11 protein-coding genes and 5 pseudogenes are annotated in these 23,422 nt (G+C 41.0%); 1 reads left to right on the top strand and 15 read right to left on the bottom strand.

Going from position 1 to position 23,422, the window contains the following annotated elements; all coding sequences use genetic code 11:
- Positions 1 to 199: 199 nt before the first annotated feature.
- The 3 genes from MKY75_RS12365 to MKY75_RS12355 form a co-directional block, all read right to left on the bottom strand.
- Positions 200 to 1,003: a Cof-type HAD-IIB family hydrolase gene (locus MKY75_RS12365; RefSeq protein WP_340885495.1), complete on the bottom strand. Its 804-nt coding sequence runs from the start codon at positions 1,001 to 1,003 to the stop codon at positions 200 to 202.
- 26 nt (positions 1,004 to 1,029) lie between these two features.
- Positions 1,030 to 1,776, bottom strand: coding sequence for a DeoR/GlpR family DNA-binding transcription regulator (locus MKY75_RS12360; protein ID WP_340885493.1), 747 nt, complete (start codon positions 1,774 to 1,776; stop codon positions 1,030 to 1,032).
- A gap of 665 nt (positions 1,777 to 2,441) precedes the next feature.
- Positions 2,442 to 3,224 carry an MBL fold metallo-hydrolase gene (locus MKY75_RS12355; RefSeq protein WP_340885490.1) on the bottom strand — a complete coding sequence of 261 codons (783 nt, stop codon included), beginning with the start codon at positions 3,222 to 3,224 and terminating at the stop codon, positions 2,442 to 2,444.
- A 423-nt stretch (positions 3,225 to 3,647) separates the two neighbouring features.
- Between MKY75_RS12355 and MKY75_RS12350 the strand changes: the two genes are divergently transcribed.
- Entirely contained in the window at positions 3,648 to 4,199 is a 552-nt protein-coding gene (locus MKY75_RS12350; RefSeq protein ID WP_340885487.1) for a GNAT family acetyltransferase, read from the top strand.
- Positions 4,200 to 4,355: 156 nt separating this feature from the next.
- Here MKY75_RS12350 and MKY75_RS12345 read toward each other — a convergent pair whose 3' ends face one another.
- The 12 genes and pseudogenes from MKY75_RS12345 to MKY75_RS12290 all read right to left on the bottom strand — a co-directional run bounded on the left by MKY75_RS12345 (position 4,356) and on the right by MKY75_RS12290 (position 23,394).
- Positions 4,356 to 4,748, bottom strand: coding sequence for a tautomerase family protein (locus tag MKY75_RS12345; protein WP_340885484.1), 393 nt, complete (start codon positions 4,746 to 4,748; stop codon positions 4,356 to 4,358).
- 268 nt (positions 4,749 to 5,016) lie between these two features.
- A complete protein-coding gene (gene murI, locus MKY75_RS12340; RefSeq protein ID WP_340885481.1) occupies positions 5,017 to 5,805 on the bottom strand; it encodes a glutamate racemase in 789 nt (262 codons plus the stop codon).
- A 73-nt stretch (positions 5,806 to 5,878) separates the two neighbouring features.
- Positions 5,879 to 7,120: a YbfB/YjiJ family MFS transporter gene (locus MKY75_RS12335; protein WP_340885478.1), complete on the bottom strand. Its 1,242-nt coding sequence runs from the start codon at positions 7,118 to 7,120 to the stop codon at positions 5,879 to 5,881.
- 155 nt (positions 7,121 to 7,275) lie between these two features.
- Positions 7,276 to 7,515: pseudogene (locus tag MKY75_RS12330) on the bottom strand (alpha/beta fold hydrolase); the annotation flags it as partial.
- Positions 7,516 to 7,763: 248 nt separating this feature from the next.
- Positions 7,764 to 7,991: pseudogene (locus MKY75_RS25595) on the bottom strand (transposase domain-containing protein); the annotation flags it as partial.
- A complete protein-coding gene (locus MKY75_RS12320; RefSeq protein ID WP_264218275.1) occupies positions 7,901 to 8,101 on the bottom strand; it encodes a hypothetical protein in 201 nt (66 codons plus the stop codon). The gene MKY75_RS12320 and the pseudogene MKY75_RS25595, both read right to left, overlap by 91 nt.
- Positions 8,102 to 8,329: 228 nt before the next feature.
- Positions 8,330 to 9,797, bottom strand: a pseudogene (locus tag MKY75_RS12315) (IS5 family transposase).
- Positions 9,798 to 10,085: 288 nt separating this feature from the next.
- Positions 10,086 to 10,472, bottom strand: a pseudogene (locus MKY75_RS12310) (SDR family NAD(P)-dependent oxidoreductase); the annotation flags it as partial.
- Positions 10,473 to 10,602: 130 nt separating this feature from the next.
- Positions 10,603 to 11,333: pseudogene (locus tag MKY75_RS12305) on the bottom strand (IS5 family transposase); the annotation flags it as partial.
- Positions 11,334 to 11,481: 148 nt separating this feature from the next.
- Positions 11,482 to 12,234, bottom strand: a complete 753-nt coding sequence (locus MKY75_RS12300; protein ID WP_340885472.1) for a carbohydrate-binding protein — start codon at positions 12,232 to 12,234, stop codon at positions 11,482 to 11,484.
- A gap of 304 nt (positions 12,235 to 12,538) precedes the next feature.
- Entirely contained in the window at positions 12,539 to 13,261 is a 723-nt protein-coding gene (locus MKY75_RS12295) for a thioesterase II family protein (protein ID WP_318628285.1), read from the bottom strand.
- A 23-nt stretch (positions 13,262 to 13,284) separates the two neighbouring features.
- Positions 13,285 to 23,394, bottom strand: coding sequence for a non-ribosomal peptide synthetase (locus MKY75_RS12290; protein WP_340885470.1), 10,110 nt, complete (start codon positions 23,392 to 23,394; stop codon positions 13,285 to 13,287).
- Positions 23,395 to 23,422: the final 28 nt, after the last annotated feature.

The following is a 23,422-nucleotide window of genomic DNA, read 5'->3' as shown; positions in this document are numbered from 1 at the left end:
CAACAAAAAAGAGATCAACGGTCGGAACACGTTGATCTCTTTTTGTCGTCTCACTCTGCTTTTCTTTTTCTACCGTTCTCGTCACTCGCAGACCGAGAAGATACAAACTCAGTATCCTCAGGGTTATGTGTCCCCCTCTGTTCTATTTCTAATGCCTACAGTTTTTTGGTGTTTGGATATACAATGTCACTGGATCATTTCAAACGGACAAAATGTATTTCTCCAAGCCTATTTTCAAACCGTCTTCATCATTACTCGATGTGACCCAGTCGGCAATTTCCTTAACTTCCTCTGGCGCATTCCCCATTGCAATTCCTAGGCCTGCGTACAAAATCATATCCATGTCATTATAGTTGTCTCCAATGGCCATCGATTCACGATAAGTAATATTAAATATCCCCTCGAGTTCCTGAATGGCATACGATTTGGACACCATCTCATCCATAATTTCCAGATAGGTTCCCTTGGATTTATAGACACTGATACCAGTAACTTCATTTTTGATTTGTTGTACAAGCCGCTCAACGTCTTCGGGAGGTCCCATGCATAAAATTTTGTGAGTTTCATGATCTTCTTCTATATATGAGGAAAGCACCCTCTGTATGGGAGAGCCATTAATAATTCCCGCTTCCTGAATTACCCAAGGATTTTGAGTGTTATCAACGATCCACTGGTCATAGCCATATAAGTTAAAACTAATAGAAGGATAATGATCCGATACAATATCGTATATTTGTTTAATGCTCTTTTTCGATAAACAGATGCTATGGAGGATTTCCCTATTACAGCCCAATATTAGACCACCGCTATAACAAATGACGGGAGCGTTAATATTGAGCTCTTGCTGAAGAGGAAAAATGCTGCTTGGCATTCTCGCTGAAACGAGTACAAAAGGGATATTTCCTCCCACAACCTTTTGGATTGTATTTTTGGTGTCGAATGTAATTTGATGTTTTGAATTTAACAACGTCCCGTCAATATCGCTAAAGATTGCTTGTATCATGGCCCATGCTCCCTTGCGATTTTTTATCACTTTTCTTCCTCAAGCACCTTGATAACTTCTACTCCGCTATCCTGCAACATCAGCAATGAATGCTTCGGGGCATCCTGATTTGTAATTAGAATATCAATTTCGGAAAAATTCAGACCTTTAAACGGGCTTGTTAAATTAAATTTTTTGAAATCGGCAAGTAAAAATACTTCTCTGGCACGCCTCGATACCAGCTTTTTAACTAAAGCATCATCACGGTTCGCAAAATACACTCCGTCTTCCATAATGGCGGCAGCTCCTAAAAAAGCTTTGTCAAAAAAAACATCGTTCAACTGCATAGCCGTGTCGTAGTCATAAAAAAAACGGTTTTCATGATTAAATTTGCCCCCGAGCAAATTTATGTTAATTTCACTTTTTGCTGATAAAGCTTCTGCATTATCCAACGAGTGTGTGTAAACCGTCAGATTCTTGTCCAATTGCCCACAGAGCAGTTGAATGGTAGTCGATACATCCATGAAGCATATATCTCCGTCAGCGATATGCTCAGAAGCTGCTTTTGCAATAAGCATCTTTTGCTTTGTTGCTGAGGTTACACGTTCCTTGTAGACTCTTATTTCTTCTTTTAATAAGGGTAAGGCAATACCTCCATGGGTTCTGATAACCCCCCCTTCATGAACAAGCTTAATAATATCCCTTCTTGCCGTATCTCTCGAGATGTTCAATAAATCGCAAATTTCCGAATTTGATAATTGGTTACGGCTTTGGAGATACTCCAAAATTTTCAAAAGTCGTTCCTCTTGGTGAATATAATCCCTCCCCCTTTCCCTATATTCATCATAAGCAATTTAACGCTTTTTGTTAAGTGTTTTTAAGTGTTTTTTCAAAAATTAAGCAAACCGCTTATATTGAGTATTTCACATGATAAGTCCCCGATCCGCATGCACATCGCATTAAGAGTCCAGGGACTTTATTCATTTTGCCTATTTATTGATAAATTCAATCTTTTGACATCTGCAGTGTCGGTTTTTACTTTTCGTAGTTGCGTGTTTCTCGCACGTTTAGTTTGAAGTGGATTGATTATAAAATGCTTGCACTCCTCGCGTATTAAAATAGGAAACTAATCCACATCTAATCCTACAACCGGCTCCATAACACACTCCCTAATATTAAAGTTGCGGCCACTCCCACGATGGTTCCCCCATAGCTTCGCTTGTGATACGAGATCCCTGTCTCAACCAGCTCAAACATGGTCATTGAGGGCAGTGAGAGAACTGTTTTCACGACGGGCCCGCCCCAATAAAGTCAACGTTCTCTCGGCTACCGCCATCATATGGTGCCTAAGAAAAAAGGCCAACCAGAAATCTCTGATTGACCTAATAACACGAAATAAAGTCCTAGACTGTCGCTAATTTTTATTGAGCTAACGTTTCCCGTTAGTTTGACAAGATTATTAGAACTGAACACTAAATCCGTTAAATTTATGAATCCCAGTTCCAAATTTGACGAGATCATGTTCCCTCAGAAATTTAACTGCAATTTTTACTTCAACTAAAATTATTGGATTAAGTCCTGATGTATTGTGAGAACCGTATACCATTTTGACGTTGGGTATTCTTGCAATCTTTTCTAATGAATTCACTAAATCAACAGGGTTCGTTGAAGGATAAAAGGCATATATTGGCGCTTCATCATAGAGCAGATCGCCAGTAAATAAATACCCTTTTGTTTCATCGAAAACTGAAATATGGCCAGGAAAATGTCCTGGAGTGTGATATATAATTAATCTTCTGTCCCCTAGATCGAATATATCACCATCCTTTAACAAACCTGTCGGCTTTCCTTTAAAGGGTTGGTATGTATCCGGATTAAACCTTTCTGGAGTAGGCAAGGTTATATCTCTTCTAATATTCTTCCTGATTTGCTCTATTGTTAAGCCTTGAATCTCGTTAATTAGCCAGTCTTCATCTTCTTTATGGACAAAGATCCGTTCAAATTCGCCATGGTTACCTATGTGGTCAGTGTGGACATGTGTCGTAATAACTTTTAGAGGTAAAGATGTCAACTGCTCTATTATTCTTTTGATACTATCAATCCCAAGCCCTGTATCAATTAATACCCCTTCTTGATTTCCCAATAATAAAAATGAATGTACTTTCTCCCAACGTCCGTATTCACTAATTGCGTATGTATTATCATCAATCCGTTGCACTGTAAACCAAAGATCTCTAATCATAGAAGCCTCCAAATTAGATTCTTTACGTCTTCTAAATTATACACTTAGCATTGAAATTTTGCCCGTTAGCTTAATGAAGCATCGTCAGTCTAATACTTTATTTTTCAGTCTAAATCTTTATTTTCTTTTACCCGCCGCGATCTAATAACTAACTCCATTTGCTTATTCGTCAGGGGCTACACTAATCTGCAGTGGGTCGATCTGAAAATCCTCTCCCTCCTGGGAAAATTGTTAAAAAACTTTTCCAATGTTCCCTTGTAAGACAGGTAGGATAATAGAAATTCCAGTCGCTCTCCCCCTGTTAACGCTCTCCTGATCATAGTGTAGCCTTCCTCTCGCAAAAACCTACAACTTAAAATGGTTGCAATATGCCGAATGCTGAAGTAAAGTTTTTTTAAGCTCATTTCATATAGGAGGATAACAATGATTTATAGAAACGCTACTGTTGATGATATATCTGCTATAGTGGAATTACAAAAAAAATATCACATTACAACCATTAGTGAAAAAGACAAACCCGATGGCTTCGTAACAACCTTATTTACAGAAGAACAATTTAAGGAATTAATTGAAAAAGAAAATGGAATTACAATTGCGTGTCATGGCCAGAAGATTATTGCTTATGTGATGGCTGCCTCATGGAAGTATTGGGCTAAGTGGCCTCTTTTTCAATTTATGATTGGCGATTTGAAAGATACAGAATATAAGGGAACTACGCTTTCTACTGAAAACACTTATCAGTATGGGCCAATTTGCATTGATATGGATTACAGGGGGACGGTAGTACTCCGAAAGGTTTTTGATTTTTCCAGAATGCAAATGAGTAAAAAATATCCGATATTGATAACTTTTATAAACCACATCAATCACAGATCATACGCTGCCCACACCAAAAAGCTTGGTCTTGACGTGATTAAAAGCTTTGATTACAACAATAATACTTACTATGAATTGGGTTGTTACACATCAGAGTGATTGCATGTAATTGTAATTTTGGACCATCCATAAGTTATTTTACCATCTCAATACCAAACCTCATGGAAATCGCCCTTCAACTAGCCTACCAGGCCAATTTAAGGGCGATTAGTATTAGAGATATTACCGATTAAGATCGAAACGACTAGCATTGAATCAGCTTAACTTACCGGTCAAAAATTGTGCCTCCCCTAGTCCAAAACTCCAATCATCATCATTATTTTCAACAATAGATACCATTAAATCGGTTGGTGCGATGCCGCATTCAGCTTCTAACCTTTCAGCCAGCAAGGAATAGAGCTTTTGTTTCTTCTCTTTTGGCCGGGATTTGCTTATTATGGAGAGAATAACTAGACTATCGGTACGGTTAAATCCTAGCCCAGTATCCTCAATAATCATATGGTCCGCCGGGTGTTCGTGAACGATTTGGTAACGATCTCGCTCAGGAACATCAAAAGCTTCCACAACAACTTGGTGGGCAACATCCAAAAGTTTTTTCAGGCTTGCTTTATCTCGTCCTTTAATAAGATCAAAACGAAGTAATGGCATTTTAACTTCCTTTCTTTAATAAAAATTATTTTTCCCTATTTATTATCAACCATTCTAATAAAAGAAAATTTTCGGACTAAGGGTACACGCTCCTCCAACAGTACCAGTAGCTGCTCTTCAAATGATTCTGAAAACTTCATATGAGATGGATTTTGAGCAGTTCTAAGTTTGATGCGGTATTTATTCAGATGATCTGTGACCGGTAAACTGCTTCTTCCGAATCTTCTGATTGCTCAGAGAAGTTTACTCCGAAAGGCTGGCAGACTTTTTAATTATATTCGTTAATAGCCTCCAATCTTTTGAACAGTTTATTAAACTCTTTTAATTTAGCCTTATCCTCGACTTTGACCCCTGAACAATAGAATGAAATATTGCCATTGCCTTCATCTAAAGAATTCATTTCTTCCAGTACTTTTTTTAGATTTTTTGCAGTACCATTATTTCCATCAATTATATTAACATCCGATGAAAATAATTTTCTAAATATATCTTTAAAGTAAGAAAAGTGAGTACATCCTAAAACAATAGTTTCATACTTACTTAAATCATATATAGATAATTGTTCTTGAAGATAAGGCAGCACTATTTGCTCGTTAAACTCAAAACTTTCTGCAAACTGGACTAACCTCGGAAGAGGTAATAAATCAACAGTATGTTCGATATCTAATTTAGTAATAAGATTTTGAAGTCTTTCTTCCCTTAGAGTCAAAGCAGTAGCAGTTACTAAAACTCGTTTATCTATATTTTTTTTTGATTTAACAGCTGGTTTTACGGCAGGCTCCATACCAATGATTGGAATACTGTATTTTCTCCTTATTTCTTCGATTGCTGTGCTTGTGGCAGTATTACAAGCAATCACTATCGCTTTTACTTTTTGCTGGCTAATAAATTCTATAGCATTTAAAACATACTTTTTAACTTCATCTTTCGTTTTGTGCCCATATGGAACATTTAATGTATCTGCGTAATACATATAATCTTCATTAGGTAAAACTTTTAATGTATCATGCAATACAGTAATGCCTCCAATACCAGAATCAAAAAAACCTATTTGCATTTTTTATTCCTCCAATAAGGAATCAATTCACCAATTCCATTTGTATCTGATTCCAAAGCAAACTGCCCAGGATCTAACTAAGCTCTTGACCAGGATGAATGTGAGCATGGTTTAAATTTCCTACCGCTCCTTTTTGACTTGAAATGACTGCACCGGATAGCGATATTATAGCAGCAACAACAAGCACCAAAGCGGCAAGAAGTAGTGATAGGTTGTAGCTATGCGCCATTTCCAACACGATTCCGGCTCCGATTGGACCGAGTATTTGACCTATGCCATAAAATCCTGTCATCAAAGCAATTGCTCTACTACCACTGGATGGTCTAGACATACGAGCCGCGGCGAGAGCAAGCATGGAAATGCCCATAAAAGTGCCTCCAAAAAGGACAGATCCTAACGTCACGCCGAATATATTGGGAAGCCATACCGGCAGTATGACTCCAACAGCCTGCAGGATAAGCGCAATAATCAATGGTTTGATGTAACCGACTTTACTCGCCCACCAGGACCAGATCACTGTTGATGGTACCGCCGCTATCCCAACGATAATCCAGCTAAAGTCAGCAAAAATCGACATATGAGGCATTTGCTTAACCATTGCTACAAGAAACGTCGCGCTTACAATATAACCTAACCCCTCGAGTCCATAAGCAATAAGTAGCCAGCCGAAAATAGATGGATTTTCCGCTGATGAACTCAGGGATTCAGCATTTTGAGTTATAGGTTTCGGCTCTTTATCGTGGATAAATGACCAAACGGGTATGATAAGGATGATACTAATGATCAAAAGGCCGATCCAAGGCCCCCTCCAAGTGAAAATGCTAAGAAAAGGCGTAAGTAAACCAACTAAAACAATACCAACGCCAACTCCTCCGTAAAATATACCTACCCATTTTTCACGCTTATCTGAAAACAACGCATCCAACACTAAACTTGATGATAGAACGAAAATAAGGCCGCTGCTAATTCCAGCAAGAAAGCGCAAAATCATCCACCATAAAAATGATGAAGTGATTCCCATAAGTCCCGTTAAAATGATGCAGAGTACCAATTGCATCCGAAGATGATAGGCTCTTCGGGATCCCCAGGTTATGAAACCTGCACCAAAGGCAGCGATAAGGTAACCCAAGTTATTACTCCCTGCCAAATATCCGGATTCCGTAGCGGATAGATGAGCTTGTGATTGCATCAATGGAAGTATGGAAGTATATGAAAAACGTCCGATTCCCATTGCAATAATGAGCATAACTAAACCACCGATCATGGTCTTTGTGGAATTAAACAATTTCGCATTTTTAGCTCCTGAATTCTCCATGAGACTGACCTGTCACCCTTCTAAATTCAATTTACCTCTCAATACATCAATTAATATGAACATAAATCCTAGTTAACATTAAAAAAATCAATTCCTATAACAAGAAATGACGGTAGAAACCATCCGGGATTTACCAACTTTTGAATCTTCAAATTCTATTGTTTTCCTAAAAAATCCAACATTAGTTCTCCAATTTCATATGCATGTGTTTCCAATGCAAAGTGCCCAGTATCTAATAAATGAATCTCGGCTTTAGGTAAATCTTTCTTAAAAGCCTCAGCACCAGCCGGAATAAAGGAAACATCATTTTCACCCCAGACTGCTAGCAAGGGCGGCTGATATTCACGGAGATACTGTTGAAACTCCGGGTACATTTTTACATTATTTTGGTAATTCTTTTTTTATATCCATTCTTAGGTAAATTCAATTTTCTTTTCAGACATCACATTGAATCTTGATAATTAGGGCTTTCTTAGCGGATCATGTTTTACGATGTTACGAGCAAATGAACGGCGAGCCTTGACAAAAACCATTGCAAAAGAGGCAAAAAGAGACCCCGAAGTCTCTTTTCAGGTTCATCACCAGCAGTTGTGTAAGCGCAAAATAGCCCCCACCTTGTTCCCAAGATGAGGGCCTGTTAGTCTTAGTTTGATTGAAATAGGCGGCACGTCAGTGGGAGCGAAGGCGACCATGGCAACAATTCGTCTAGCTCAACCGGATCTTTCGGATTCGCAAGCTGCGGAAGCTGTTCGAGCAGGTCCGTCAAATACTTGAAAGGATTTAGCCCGTTTTTCTTCGCTGTTTCAATGACACTGTAGATCGTTGCACTGGCTTTTGCTCCGTGTGGCGCATTGGAAAAAAACCATTTTTTTCAATGATAACGAGCGAATACCAGCCGCTTCCGTCCGGTGAAGAATAGACGGTCGAGTACGCAAACCACATCGCCCCGGCATCGTGTCCGCTGTCGATATGCAATTTCACCTTCAATTTGTCATTAGTCCTATTGGCGATCCGCCAACATTTTAACTTTATCTTGACTAGCTTAAACCATGCTATTAATAGTAAACAAAGTAACGAATTTCACCGATAATGTTACTTTGTTTACGGGATATCTTAACTCTGTAAACAACGTATTCAGCGTAGTGGTGCCTTTACAATGAGAGGCATCGGATAACCTTGCTAGGTAGGGCTTGCTGAACGGGTCACATTTTACAGTGGAACGAGCAAGCGGACCGCGAGTCTCAACCACAGCCATTGCAAAATAGACAAAAAGAGAACCCGAAGTCTCTTTTCGAGGTTCATCACCAGCAGTTGCAGCCCGATCACGGTCTCGTCGTCGTCTGAAGGTGTGCTCGAATACGGCCAAACCCATAACTGCGCTTGCCTTCGCCGAACTTGCCTTCCACCGCATTGCGTGCGGCTGCATCCGTCTTGGCGATTTTCTTTTTCTCCTGCTGATCGGCTGACGGACGACCCAACTGCGGTCCGCTTAAGCGAATTCCCTCTTTGCAGAAGCGCAAGTTGTCGCGGGTTCGATAGATCTGGTCGGCCAGCACCGCTTTGGGATAATAACCAAATCTGGCGCGGTAACGCTCTACGGCGTCCTGCAATGTCTGCCCTTCGTTGTAGCTATCCCACGACAGATGCTCGCGGAAAGCGTAGCCGTTCACCACGCTAATCGCCAGCTTCTCTCCGAACTCGACGTTTGCCCTGGCTTTGCCGCGCACGATCGGTCTGACATGTGGCTGTGCGATACTGACAATCCGATCCGATATGCTGTGTGTCCGCTTGTCATACATCGTTTGCTGCTGACGATAAAGCTCTTGAATGACCAGCAGTTCCTTGTACAAACGCCGCGGCAGGCCGCTCGTCATATCGGCGAGTTCGGCGATCATGCGTAGATCACGGGAAACGAACCTGAGCTGCTTGCCGATCGCTTTTCGTATCGCGCGCGGCTTCACGCGCCGCTGCTTGGCAACCGCCAGATAGGCTTGGCGGGCACGCTCTCGGTATGTTCTGGGCTTGCGGGTCTTTCCACGTTCCGGTTCGTGCAGGATGTCGATGATCTTCTCCAGCTTTTCTCTGGCCTGATTCAGTAACGACAAATTCGTCGGGTAGGCGATATCCGCCGGCGCGCAGGTAGCGTCCAGCAGCAGTTCGCCCTCGTTCGTCAGTTCCATCTGCTGTGGCTGCGTTTCTGAAGGCTTACCGGACGCTGCGTCAGTTCCGCTGCCAGGTTCATCGTCGTCCGATGAATCATCCGACACTTGCGCGCTTCTTCCAGAGCGATCCATTCATTCACTTCATCCAGAATTTCGCCACCCAATCGCTTGCGGAAATGCGTCATGAGAGAATGATGAAACGGGCGGCGGTACCGATATTCCGGCAGACCGAGGAAGTACTGCAGATACGGGTTCTCCAGAATCTGACGAAGTGTCTCCCGATCATCGGTGCCAAGCCGCTCCTGGATGATCAGTGCGCCGAGCGCGATACGGATCGAAACGGCTTTTTGGCCCTTGAGGCTTTTCTTGAAGTTTTTCGCATACTTCTCTTCGAGCATCCACCACGGAATCATCTGGGCCAGCAGCACCCAGCGGTTATCTTCTGCGAGCTTTCCGCCGAACGGCAGAAAAAAGTCGACGGGCAGGTTCATCTGGTTCTCGGTTCGCTGATACAATCCTGACGCCTCCAAGTGCACGGTTTTTCACGGGGCTGCCCCGTTTTCCTTCGACATAAGAGGCCCTAAACCCTTGTGCCTGTTGGAGTTTTGATTCGTTCAGCAAGCCCTAGGTAAACCGTGTCCTATGGGCATCGGCGCACGTGTTTAGACTCCGATGCCGCGAGGCTCATTGTCAAGGCGAATACGTTGTTTACATGTCTTCGATGTACACGCCCTTGATAATCAAGGATTTTCTAAAAGCGAGTTGAGATAATTAACGAAAATATACGCTAAGTATTAAACGGATTAATGACCCTTTGGCGGCTCAAACATCATATTGTTTAACTGGTTCACAAAAATACCTTCGTTCGGGCCCGGGTTGTTTCGAAATACTTTCGCTTCTTCCACTAGAACCTCGTCCGCATCCGTACCAAGTACCTTCATCGTTTCATCAATGAATGATGCTAGTAGCATAGAGCTCGGATCGTTATTGAAATACGTTTGAACCCCTGGCGGCGCAATTTCCAGGATTTTCACCGATGTGTCTTTAAGCATGTACCGTTGGGATAGCGTATAGGAATGGAGCGCTGCTTTCGTCGCACTATAAACAGCAGCACCCGCCAGTGGCACGAATCCAAGTGACGAAGTCGTGTTGATAATAACCGCTTCTTCTTTGGACTTCAAATGCTCGAGTATCTACATAACTTTTCACAAATAGTATATTGTACATATTTTTTAGAGAGAATGCCTGTTTTAGAACCTTCTCTTTGTTCTTATTCAAAAATTTAATTGTACAATTCTCTAGGGCCTGTACGCAAACCTATTTGAGCCATAAACGAATTGAAAGCAGCGTCAAAAAAGCCATGAACATGTGCGCTGTTTTTTCATAGCGAGTGGCCAAGCGTCGATAGTTTTTTACTTTGTTGAAAAAGCATTCAATTAAGTGTCGCTCTTTATACGTTTCAGAATCTAACGGGCGCTTTACCCGCCGATTGCGTTTGCTTGGGATAACCGGAGTGATCGCTCGGCTTTGCAAAAGCTCCAGAATGGCATTGGTATCGTAGGCGCGATCAGCCAACACTTCGCCCGGGCAGAAGTCCAGTTCATGAAGAAGGCGATAGCCGATGACAGAATCGTGGTCTTGTCCTGGCGTCAATTCGAAACGCAGCGGATAGCCGAGCGCATCCACCATCGCATGAATTTTGGTAGTTAATCCTCCGCGCGAACGTCCGATTGCTTGCCGGTCCTGCCCCCTTTTGCGCCCGCTCCATGTTGATGGACGCGGACGATGGTGGCATCGACCATGACCTGCTCCCAATCCGGCTCGATGGCGACATGCTTCAGTATTTCACCCCAAATATTCGCTTTTTGTAGCCGCCAGAAAAAGCTGTAGGCTGAAGACCAAGGGCCATAGTAACTCGGTAAATCCCGCCATGGCGTGCCCGTTCGAGCAACCCAAAGCACGGCATTGAGCATCTGGCGCCGATCCTTGGGCGGACGTCCTCCCTGTTTTTTTCGGGCTGGGGGCAACAGGGGGTCAACTATATTCCATTCTTCATCCGTTAACTCGTATCTTCGTCTCATGTGCCTTATTTTACTAGATTTCTACGAGTTGTACAGTTTGCGTACAGGCCCTAAAAAAATCGGGCTGAAAAAACGCATTTTTCAGCCCGATTTTGCTTATCTTTTTTTAAAATCCACCTTAGTTCTTACCGCCATAGCCCTTATAAGTAGAGTAAACTGCATCTGCATATTGATTGGCCAGAATAGGACGGCCATAAGAATCTGTAGCTCCCGGATACCAGTAATCTCCTCCGTTATAGTGTAATAAGCCGTTATATATATTGCCGAATTTAATAATCTTTTCATTTAAAATCAGGGCGCCCAAGTATACCTGATCTTGTTCACTGCCGTGATTATAAGCAGGGACAAATTTTGAACTGAATTGAGATAAATAAGCATTACGTGTGTTTGGTTCTACCTGCATCAATCCGTCGCCGGCTGATGGACTGCCTGGTAAGCCTGCTCCAAAGCTGCTTTCCTTTTTGATCACAGCACTCAGCAATAAAGCAAAATCTCCGCCTTTACCGAATTTATCGCCCGCATTCATTGTGTATGTCCATATGTGGCTTGGAACTTCGGAAGGCTTTGTTACTGAAGGACCTGTTGGTGGCGTTGTTGGCGGTGTTGTAGGTGGCGTAGTTCCGCTGCCGCCTTTCTCCCATAAAGCAGGAACAATAGGTGGTTTCCAACCTACGAGGGAAGTATGTGCCTGACGACAGGTATAAGTACTTCCACTATATGTTACTGTCTCATTTACTGCATAGGCAGTATTTGGTGCCCATGCTCCCCTAGCGGCTGCGCTCACCGGCAAGACTGCGCAAAAGGTGGATAAGAATACTGCTAAAACTACCAAAAGTGATGTGGCTTTAAAAGAAAACTTTTTGCTAGTCATTTTCAAACCTCCTTGTATTTTTCTTCTGATATTTTCCTGTGTTGCTCATTTTCAACATTTATCAGCACTATTTCCCCCCTTTGTTTTCACAAATACTTCAAGTTCATTCCATAATTAAAGAGCTTAAACAAATGATTACAATTCTGGTAATACAGAAACATGGAAATAATTCCAATAGGACGTAGGTTCTACTTTCTTGAAATTTTTGATTAGACTGGAAAGAGGCTAAGTCTACAGGTCATTAAAGTCAACCTAAAAACTTAGCCTCTTGATTTCATATTAAATTTTAAATAAACTTCAGTCTTCACATACCATTGTCTGCAAAGTCGATGAGACTACTATTTATTATTGCTGCTACATCCTTTTTGTAATCGTGTATAAAAAAATGATCCCCGTCAAACATATGAATTTTACAACTTTTGGACGTATAATCATGCCATTTTGCAACGTCAAAAATAGTGGCTCCCTTTTCTCTTTTTCCCCACAATACACTTATATCGCAGTCAAGCTTAGTGTTTTTTTCAATGTGCCTGTATGTGTCAGTAATTCTAAAATCCGCTCTGAGTATCGGTAAAAACAACTCCATTAATTCATTGCTTTTCAGAACCTCTTTGGGCGTGCCTCCCAGCTTAAATACCTCATCCACAAACTCCTTATCCGGCAAATCATAGAGTACCTTCTTCTTACTTACAAAACCCGGAGGATATCTGCCGGAAATAAACATATGGACAGGATATGGATGTCCGAGCTCCTTTATTCTATAGGCAAGTTCATATACAAGTACACTGCCCATACTGTGGCCAAACAACGCATAAGGTTGTTCTTCAAGGTTGCTTATGATAATACGGTGTATATCTTCAAGCGCTTCCTCAACACTTCCGTAAAACGGTTCACCAATCCTGCTGCCTCTTCCCGCAAGCTCAATCGGGAAAAGCTCAATCCTATCATGCAAGTATTGTTCCCAATATTTATATACTGCTGCAGAACCTCCTGCATACGGCAGACAAAACAATTTAATCTTATCCATTATATCTACCCCTTATATCTGAACTATTGGTTGATCTCTTCCAATATTTCTTTAATAATAGCCGCATTTTTATCTATATATCCTGTACTTAACATATCAAAATGACTGCCAAATCCGTTATATACTTTGAACTCTCCCGTTGTTGCCTCTCTCCATCCTTCACATAAATCAGCTTCACCTTCATTGTCTTGCTGCTGTGATATAATAAGATGGATATTGGAGTTTATCTGTCCCGAGTTTATAACACTTCTAGTGTATTTATGATAATTTCTCATTCTTTCAATGGCCTTTTCAATAACTGCCTGGTTATCTCCAAACATGCCTTTTATAAGTTTCTCATTTTCTTCTATAAATTCTTTATCCTGTTGCTCAGCAAGTTTCTTAGCATCTTCGCTTTCTTCCTCAATAAGGACAAATGATTTAGCCGAATCCAGAAAGATTATATCGGATACATGATGTCCAGTTTCAATTAATACTTTAGCAACTTCAAATGCCAGATTACCTCCTGCCGAGTAACCAAATAGAATATATGGGCCCTCGGGTTTGACAGAAGTAATTGCCTTCACATACTCCTCCATCCTGCTCTCATTTTCTATAAAGTCAAAGGAATATATGGAATAAGCATTCATTTGTTTTGATAAACTACCATAAGCTATTCCATTTCCTCCTCCTGGAGGGAATGCAAACATAAGACTCTCCATTGCTGAATTAAAATGAATTGCCGGACTTGGTGTAATATAATCATTGGCGTACGTATTGTGTATAAAACGGGCAATTTCCTTTATGGTTGGGGCCATATAAAAGTCTTTTAGTGGTACCTCAACATTTAACTGTTCATAAATTCTGCTTATAAGGGATATTGCCTTCAGTGAGTATCCTCCCAGTTCAAAGAAGTTATCATTCACACCAATTTTTTGTACTCCAAGGGCATCATGCCACAGCAGTGCAAGCTTCTCCTCAACTTCACCGCAAGGCTCTACATACTCTACTGATGTAGCCAAAGTACCGTCATTTTGGGGTAAATTATTCCGATCTATTTTGCCATTGGCTGTCAAAGGCAGCTTTTCCAGCTGAACAAAGTATTGTGGTATCATGTAATCGGGAAGTTCTTTTAAGAGAAGCGCCCTTAAATCTGATATTGTAGATTCACTTTCCCCTGCTATATAAGCACACAAATACTTGTTGCCCTCCTGGTCTGTCTTTGCAATTACCGCAGCTTCTTTTATTGAAGGATGCTTTAATAGCTGCACTTCTATTTCCCCAAGCTCTATCCTAAAGCCCCTAATCTTTACCTGATGGTCTACTCTGCCTATAAATTCGATGTTTCCGTCAGGAAGCCACCTTCCAAGATCACCGGTACGATACATTCTTTCTCCAGAGCTGAAAGGATTAGCTACAAATTTTTCCGTAGTCAATTCAAGTTTGTTCAAATAGCCTTTTGCCAGCCCATCTCCAGATATATATATTTCACCAGTTGTATTAACCGGTAAGATATTCATGTCTTCATTAAGTATATATATCTTATAATTCTGCAATGGCATACCTATAGGTATACTTGTTAGATTTCTCACCTTCTCACGGCTTAAATGGTAATAAGTTGAATCTACGCAGCATTCTGTTGGACCATAAACGTTTGTTATAGTAGGGTTATTATCTTTAAACCGATCATAGAAACCTTGTATACCTTTACATGAAAGTTCTTCCCCTCCGATAATAAACTGCATAACTGAAAGACTTTCGCCAGGCCTGGCAGTATCTGTTAAAAGCTTTATATGTGCTGGTGTTCCGTCTGAAACAGCAATTGAATTCCTGTTATAGTACTTTAGAAGGCCCTCACCATCTAGCCTTGTATCCTCAGGAACTATAAACAGTGTATGGCCAAGGAGAGAAGCCGCAAATATTTGTTTTACAGATGCGTCAAAAAAGTAAGGGGACACAAGGGCAACATTTAAATAATTATCATAATTTTCATAGACAAGCTTTCTTAGTCCATAAACCAAGTTAACTACACTTCGATGCTCTATCATTGAACCCTTCGGAACTCCAGTAGATCCCGATGTATAAATGATATAAGCTAAGTCCTCTGGTTTATTTATTTTATCAAGGTTTTCAGCACTTCCAATGTATATTTCAGGGGAATCAAGCAGTAATATATTACCGTAAAACTCTGCTTTATCCGCTAAATGTGATTGCGTCAACAGCATAGTTGCATTACTATCTTCCAGTAATTTTTTTATTCTTAGTTCAGGAATTTTGGTTGAAATTGGTAAATAGACACCTCCTGCTTTTAAAATTCCCAGTATTCCAACCTGCATATCTACGGATCTTTCTACCATTATTCCAACTATGCTGTTTTGCTTTACACCATTACTTCTTAGTGCTCTGGCAAGCTGATTTGCCTTTTCATTGAGCTGCCTGTAGGTTAATTGCTTGTCCTCAAACACTACAGCTACATTATCAGGTGTCCTTTCCACTTGGTCTTGGAACAGCTCATGTAGAGTCTTATCCCTAGGGTATTCTGCCTTTGTATCATTAAAACTATTTAGTATTTGCTGTTTTTCATCCTGAGATAGTATATTTATTTCGGACAGCATCTTTTCGGGGTAAGCTGTGATCTCTTCCAGTACATTGATGAAATGGACCCCAAGTTTTTCTATTGTCTCTTTCTTAAACAGACCAGTAGCATACTTTAACCCAAATACAATATTATTCTGGGTCTCTTGGGCGTTTAGGGTCAAATCAAATTTGGACGCCCTGAACTCATTATCATAGGGCATGAACCTTAGCCCATTCATCTTAAATTCTGATGCCTCTTTATTTTGCAAGACAAACATAGTATCAAACAGCGGATTTCTGCTCAAATCCCGCTTAATGCTAAGCTTCTCCACAAGTTCCTCAAATGGGTAATCCTGGTTTCCATAAGCCCTTAGAGCGTTTTCTTTTACTACCATCAAAAACTCGCTGAAATTCTTTTTACCTTGAGGGTAATTCCTCATAGCTAGGGTATTGACAAACATGCCTATGATGTCCTGCAAATCTGTATGTGGCCTTCCTGCTATAGGGCTTCCAATTACGACATCTTCCTGTCCGGTGTATTTGAAAAGAAGCACATTGTATGAAGCTAGAAGCACCATATACAGTGTTGCTCCATGATCCACGGCAAGCTTGTTCAGTTTATGTGCAAGTTCCCGGCCTGTTTCAAAACTGACCATATCGCCTTCAAAACTCTGTATAGCCGGCCTTGGGTAGTCTACCGGCATATCAAGTACTGGTATTTCTCCCCTAAATGCCTGGAGCCAGTATTCTTCTTGTTTACTGATTGTGCCGTCAGCAAACAATTTATTCTGCCATACGGAATAGTCCTTGTACTGAATCTGAAGTGCTGGAAGATTCATTCCTTCATACAAGCTTATGAATTCTCTTACCAGTATTTCATCCGACACCCCGTCAGATATGATATGGTGTTTATCAAGCATCATGACATGCCTGTCTTCTCTAATTTTTACGAGTCCTGCTCTTAGTAAAGGAGCCTTGCCAAGGTCAAATGGCCTTATGAATTCATTTGCTGCTTCTGAGGCTTTTTCTTCGCCGGTTTCCATGTACATGATACTAAATTCCACCTCATCATGGACCTTCTGCACCGGTTCACCATCTACCATATGGAAGGAGGTCCGGAAAGCCTCATGCCTTTTTACCAGCTGATCTAAGGCTTTCTCAAAACGTTCTATATCAATACTGCCTTCTAACAACATAAACTCTGGCATATTGTATGCCACCCTTGCTCCTTCAAGCTGATTTAATATATACAGCCTTCTTTGGGAAGACGACATAGGATAGTATTCCATTTCTCCAGTGGGCTGGATAGATTGATAAATACTCTCTTGGGCTTCCTGGATGTACTTGGCAATTTCTGCAATTGTCGGCAGCTTGAATATCTCCTTAAGAGATATATTTACATTGAACTCTTTGTGAATTTTGGCTGCAAAGTTTATTGCTTTTAATGAGTGCCCCCCAAGCACAAAGAAATTATCATTTCTCCCTATTTTCTCAACCCCCAGGATATCCTGCCACAATTGTACAAGCTTCTCTTCCACTTCACCTGAAGGTGCTTCATACTCTACTCCAGTATTTAAATGAGCAGCAGGGTGGGGCAAGTTCTTCCGGTCTATCTTACCATTGGCTGTCAAAGGCATTTCATCCAGCTGCATGAAGTATGCCGGGATCATATACTCGGGCAATTCTTTTGAAAGGCATTCCCTTAGTTCAGTTATTGTCAGTTCATTTTCCCCAACGAAATATGCACACAGATCCTTGTTCTTCTGTTGGTCTTCCTTTACAATAACCACAGCTTCTTTTATTGAAGCATGTCTTAATAGCTGAGCCTCTATTTCTCCAAGTTCTATTCTAAATCCCCTTATCTTTACCTGGTGGTCCATCCTGCCTAAAAATTCTATATTCCCGTCAGGCAGCCATCTTGCCAAGTCCCCAGTACGATACATTCTTTCTCCCTTTATAAACGGGTTAGATACAAATCTTTCTGCAGTAAGCCCCGTCTTGTTTAAATAGCCTTTGGCAAGACCATCCCCAGATATATATAATTCCCCAGCGATACCTATAGGATTTACTTCTAATTTCTTACCAAGTATGAATGCTCTGGTGTTTGGCAAAGGACGGCCTATGGGGATATTATCCAATCTACTAAGCCCCGCCGCAGTAATCAAATATTCCGTAGAATCCACACAGCATTCGGTAGGACCATAAACATTTGTGATGCAAGGTTGCACATCCTCAAATCTGCTTAGGAAGTCTTTTACTGCATCAAATGGAAGAACATCTCCGCCTATAATAAAATGTCTCACTTTTAGGTTATTATCTATAGGAGGAGAATTTAACATCATATTTACGTGTATGGGCGTTCCATCCGAAATATCAATCCTATTTTCACTATAGAAGTCCAGCAGCTTTTTACCGTCTTTCCTTGCTTCCTCCGGTACAATGTACAATGCATGCCCCATTAGCAGTGCTGCGAAAATCTGCTGCACCGAAGCATCAAAAACATAAGGGGCAATGAGGCAAACATTCAACGGTGATTCATATTTGCTATATATTCTCTGGAACAGACCCTCTACCAGGTTTAATACACTCTTATTATCAATGCAAACACCTTTAGGGTTTCCCGTTGAGCCAGAGGTATAGATGATGTACGCTGTATCACCAGGCTTATTTATACATTTTATATTCACATCGTTTATAAAATTATAATCATAATCAGATAAATCAATAATCTCACCATCGAAATCATCACGATCCATAAGATGATTTTGGGTGAGTAAAATTTTGGCCTTGCTGTCCTCCATCATATACCTTTTTCTTTCCAATGGATAATTAGGATCTACAGGAAGGTACGCCCCCCCAGCCTTGATTACTGACATTATACCTATAACCATTTCAGGCGAGCGGTCCACCATTATGCCTACAATATCATCAGGCTTTACTCCCTTTTCTCTTAATGCCCTGGCCAATTGGTTTGCCTTTTGATTCAGTTCTCGGTAGGTTAATTGTTTACCTTCAAAAACCACTGCAATATGATCAGGAGTCTTTTTCACTTGCTCCTCAAACATTTGGTGTATGGTTTTATCCAGGGGATATTCGAGAGCAGTATCGTTAAAGCTGTATAATACTTGCTGTTTTTCTTCCTGTGATAACATTTCGATTTCATAAAGCCTTTTTTCGGGGTATGCTGCAATTTCTTCCAGCAAATTGATGTAATGAGCCCCAAGTCTTTCAACAGTTTCTTTCTTAAACAGTCTTGTACAGTATTCGAGTTCAAAGGCTATACCATCCTCAGTCTCAAATGCATTTAAGGTGATGTCAAATTTTGATATTCTGCCTTCTATCCCTTTGTTGTACGGCTTGAAGCTTAGATCAGACGTTATGAGCTCTGCTTTTCCAACATTGTATATGGTAAACATGGTATCAAAGAGGGGATTCCTGCTCATATCCCTCCTTATGTCCAACTTATCCACTAATTCTTCAAACTGATAGTCCTGATTGTCGTATGCTTTCAAAGCATTTTCTTTAACTTCTTTCAAGAATTCAATAAAAGTCTTTTCTCCTTGCGGGTGGTTTCTCATGGCCAGAGTGTTTACAAACATACCTATGATGTCTTGAAGGTCAGCATGAGGCCTTCCAGCTATAGGACTTCCCACAATAATATCTTCCTGTCCAGTGTATCTAGATAACAGCACATTGTATGCAGCAAGAAGCGTCATATATAATGTAGCTCCATTGTCTGATCCAAGCTTGTTAAGTCTAACCGCAAGCTCGCTATCAGCTTCAAAGCTGATGTAGTCTCCTTCAAAGCTTTGTACTGCGGGTCTTGGGTAGTCGGTGGATAAATCCAGCACAGGGATCTCTCCCTGAAAGGTCTGGAGCCAGAATTCCTCCTGCTTACTTATGGCAGCTCCTGCAAACAATTCCCTCTGCCAAACTGAGTAGTCCTTGTACTGTATACGCAGTGGAGGAAGTATTTTCCCTTCATATAAGCTTATAAACTCTCTTACCAGTATGTCGTTGGACACTCCATCCGATATGATATGATGCATGTCAAACACCATAATTTGTCTGGCTTCTCCAATCTTTACAAGTCCAACTCTTAATAGTGGAGCCTTTCCAAGGTCAAAGGGCCTTATGAATTTCTCCACTATTTCGGGAACCTTCTCTTCACTGGTTTCCAGGTACATGATACTTAGGTCCGCCTTGTCATGGACTTTCTGAGACAGCTCTTCCTCGATCATATGGAAGGAGGTTCGAAAGCTCTCATGCCTTTCTATCAGACTATGAAAAGCCTGCTCAAAACGTGCTTTATCAACAGTACCTTCCAGCAATATTATGCCAGGTATATTGTAGGCGATTCCAGCTCCTTCAAGCTGGTTTAATATATATAGTCTTTTCTGGGCGGAAGACATGGGATAATATTCCATGTCCCCAGCACGTTGAATGGACTGATATAGGCTCTCCTTTGAGTCTTCAATGTAGCTGGCAATTTGTAAGATGGTTGGTGTCTTGAATATTTCCTTAAGAGGTATGTCTACATTGAACTCTTTGTGAATTCTTGCTACAAGGCTTGTTGCCTTTAACGAGTGTCCTCCGAGCATAAAGAAGTTATCATTTCTTCCTACCTTCTCTATTCCAAGGATGTCCTGCCACAGCAGCGCAAGCCTTTCCTCCACTTCACCTGAAGGCGCTGCATACTCTGTTCCTGTATTTATTCTTCCATCAGGCAGCGGCAGCGCCTTTCTGTCCAATTTTCCATTTATGGTTAACGGTACTTTTGCTATCCTCATAAAATAGGATGGAATCATATAATCGGGCAGCTCTTTAGATATAAGCTCCCTTATTTCGGTCACTGTCACTTCTCGGTCAGACACTATATAAGCGCAAAGATACCTGCCTACACTTGAATCCTCCCGGTCAATGACCACCGCCTCATTTATATCAGCATGCTTCAAAAGGGCTGCTTCTATTTCCTCAAGCTCGATTCTATACCCTCTTATTTTAACCTGGTGGTCTTTTCTGCCGGCAAATGCAATATTCCCGTCAGGAAGCCACTTTGCAAGATCTCCTGTTTTATACATCAGTTCTCCAGGCATAAATGGGTTCGGTACAAACTTTTCCCTGGTAAGTTCCGGTTTTTTCAAGTATCCTCTCGCCAATCCTGCCCCGGAAACACAGAGTTCACCCTCAACACCTATGGGCTTAAGATTATTGTTTTCATCAACTATAAACACCCGGGTATTGGTAATAGGTTTACCAATAGGTACCGACTTATCGGCCGTCTCACAATCATCTGCTTTCCATACCGTTGCACATACGGTTGTCTCAGTAGGTCCATAAGCATTTATATATGAAATCCTGTTGCTCCATTTCTTTAAAAGTTCGGGAGTGGAAGCCGAACCTGCTGCAATTACCTTCTTTAAGGAAGTTACTTTTTCCGGGTCCAGATTTGCCAGATACGGAGGTGGTAAAGTAGCAATAGTTATCTCATTTTCATTTAGGTATTCTTCAAATCTTCGATAGTCATTGATAATATCGCTTGAAGATATATATAGTGTTGCTCCTGCCAGTAGTCCCATAAATATTTCCCAAACTGCAGCGTCGAATGAAATTGATGCAAATTGAATAATCCTATCGCTTTCACTTACATTTAAGCGGGTCTTGAAAAACGCCTCCAGATTTGCTACCCCTTTATGTTCTACCATAACCCCTTTAGGTTTTCCTGTAGACCCAGATGTATAAATGATATATGCCAAATTTTGCGGTGAACATACCACTTCCAGGTTCATAGGGTTTCCGGCATAAAGGCTTTCATCTTCTATGTCTATATACTTCCCGTAAAACTCCACTTTCTCCAGGAATTGCTTTTGGGAAATCAGCCCCCCTATCTCGCTGTCCTCGAGTAAATATTCGATTCTTGCCTTAGGGTAGTCAGGATCTATAGGCATATATGCCCCTCCGGCTTTAAGTATGCCAAATATACCTATGACCATCTCCAGTGAGCGTTCTACCATAATACCCACTATGCTGTCTGGTTTAACTCCCTTATCCCTCAACACTCTTGCAAGCTGATTTGACTTCTCATTGAGTTCCCTATAGGTTAGCTGCTTACCCTCAAACACCACTGCCGCATTGTCAGGTGTCTTCACCGCTTGTTCCTCAAATAGTTGGTGAATGGTCTTTTCCCTGTGGTATTCCTCCGTTGTATTATTGAAGCAGTGTACTATTTCTTTCTTTTCCACTTCGGTGAGTATATCAATATTCCTAATATGCATATCGGGACTATCGGTTACAATTTCTATTACCGACTGAAAATGTCCCTTGATTTTTTCTATGAAATTACCATCATATACCAGTGAGTTGTAACTGAATTTAATAGATAATTCCTTACCGCCATCAACGAGTATCCCAAAATCATAATTCGTCTGCTCGAATATTTCCATTCCAACTACATTTAAAATGCCATTACTGGATGAAGCATTAACCGCTTCATCCATAGGGTAATTTTCAAAAGCCATAACATGATGTATCAAGGCATCTTTCAAGCATGTTTTTGACTGCACATCCGCCAGAGGATAGAAACTGTACCGGTCAGATTCAAGCACCGATTGCTGCATCTCTTTGATCAGTTCGGTAAAAGTTTTATCCTCATCACAACTCACCCTTACTGCAACGGTATTTATAAATAAACCCACCATGCTCTCAATTCCCTGTATTTCATGAGGCCTTCCCGATACCACCTCACCAAACACCACATCATCGGTATTGTTATACCGCTGTAATAATATCCCCCATATGGTCTTTATAATGGTACTCATGGTTGTATTGTTTTTGGCTGCAAACTTCTCAAGATCGCTAGTTATTTGTTCAGATATTTTAAACTCCGTTTCTTCAATCCTGAAATCATCACTTGCAGACCTGCCGTTTTGGGGAAGGACTGTCTGATGCTTGTAACCTTTAAGATAGGTTTCCCAGTAATCTGCGGCCTCGTTCTGATTTCTGCCTTCCAACCATTTGATATAGCGGCTGTAAGGATATACCTTTCCTGACTCCGGCTCCCGGCTATTCATCAGGGCTTCATAGTTTTCCATAAATTCTCTAAATATATTTGCGAGACTCCACCCATCAATAATGATGTGATGAAAGCTCCATACCATGTTATAAGATTGGTAGCCTGTTTTAATTACACTTAATCTTGTTAAAATATCCCTTGATAAGTCAAAGCCCTTTTTTCTGTCTTTAACCCTGTATTCTTCTATATACCTATCCCTTAGTTCTTCGGCAAGGGAGGTAATATCCTCATAGCTGACAGACAGCTTTCTTTCCTTCATGACTACTTGTAAGGGCTTGGCTACATTTTCATACAAAAAAATTGTTCTCAAAGCGTCATACTTTTCAATAATGATATTAACGCTCTTTTCAACACAATCAATGTCCAGGATGCCTTTTATAGAAAGTGATATCTGCTCAAAGTAGGCGTCTGAATTTTTATCCATCATATAGTGGTACAATATCCCTTGCTGCATAGGAGTGAGCCGGTACATATCTTTTATGTTTTGTTTCTTCAAATCACTCATAAGTACTCCTCCTTAAATACAAACTCTT

Source organism: Paenibacillus sp. FSL L8-0663 (assembly GCF_038008125.1).
Classification (GTDB): domain Bacteria; phylum Bacillota; class Bacilli; order Paenibacillales; family Paenibacillaceae; genus Paenibacillus; species Paenibacillus polymyxa_D.
Note: the sequence above shows the minus strand (reverse complement) of the source record. Positions and strands in the feature narration are given on the sequence as shown.

Bases quoted from the DNA above. Each gene is read 5' to 3' on its own strand.
- MKY75_RS12365 (WP_340885495.1), bottom strand. From the start codon at position 1,003: ATGATACAAGCAATCTTTAGCGATATTGACGGGACGTTGTTAAATTCA.
- MKY75_RS12355 (WP_340885490.1), bottom strand. From the start codon at position 3,224: ATGATTAGAGATCTTTGGTTTACAGTGCAACGGATTGATGATAATACA.
- MKY75_RS12350 (WP_340885487.1), top strand. From the start codon at position 3,648: ATGATTTATAGAAACGCTACTGTTGATGATATATCTGCTATAGTGGAA.
- MKY75_RS12345 (WP_340885484.1), bottom strand. From the start codon at position 4,748: ATGCCATTACTTCGTTTTGATCTTATTAAAGGACGAGATAAAGCAAGC.
- murI (WP_340885481.1), bottom strand. From the start codon at position 5,805: ATGCAAATAGGTTTTTTTGATTCTGGTATTGGAGGCATTACTGTATTG.
- MKY75_RS12335 (WP_340885478.1), bottom strand. From the start codon at position 7,120: ATGGAGAATTCAGGAGCTAAAAATGCGAAATTGTTTAATTCCACAAAG.
- MKY75_RS12300 (WP_340885472.1), bottom strand. From the start codon at position 12,234: ATGACTAGCAAAAAGTTTTCTTTTAAAGCCACATCACTTTTGGTAGTT.
- MKY75_RS12295 (WP_318628285.1), bottom strand. From the start codon at position 13,261: ATGGATAAGATTAAATTGTTTTGTCTGCCGTATGCAGGAGGTTCTGCA.
- MKY75_RS12290 (WP_340885470.1), bottom strand. From the start codon at position 23,394: ATGAGTGATTTGAAGAAACAAAACATAAAAGATATGTACCGGCTCACT.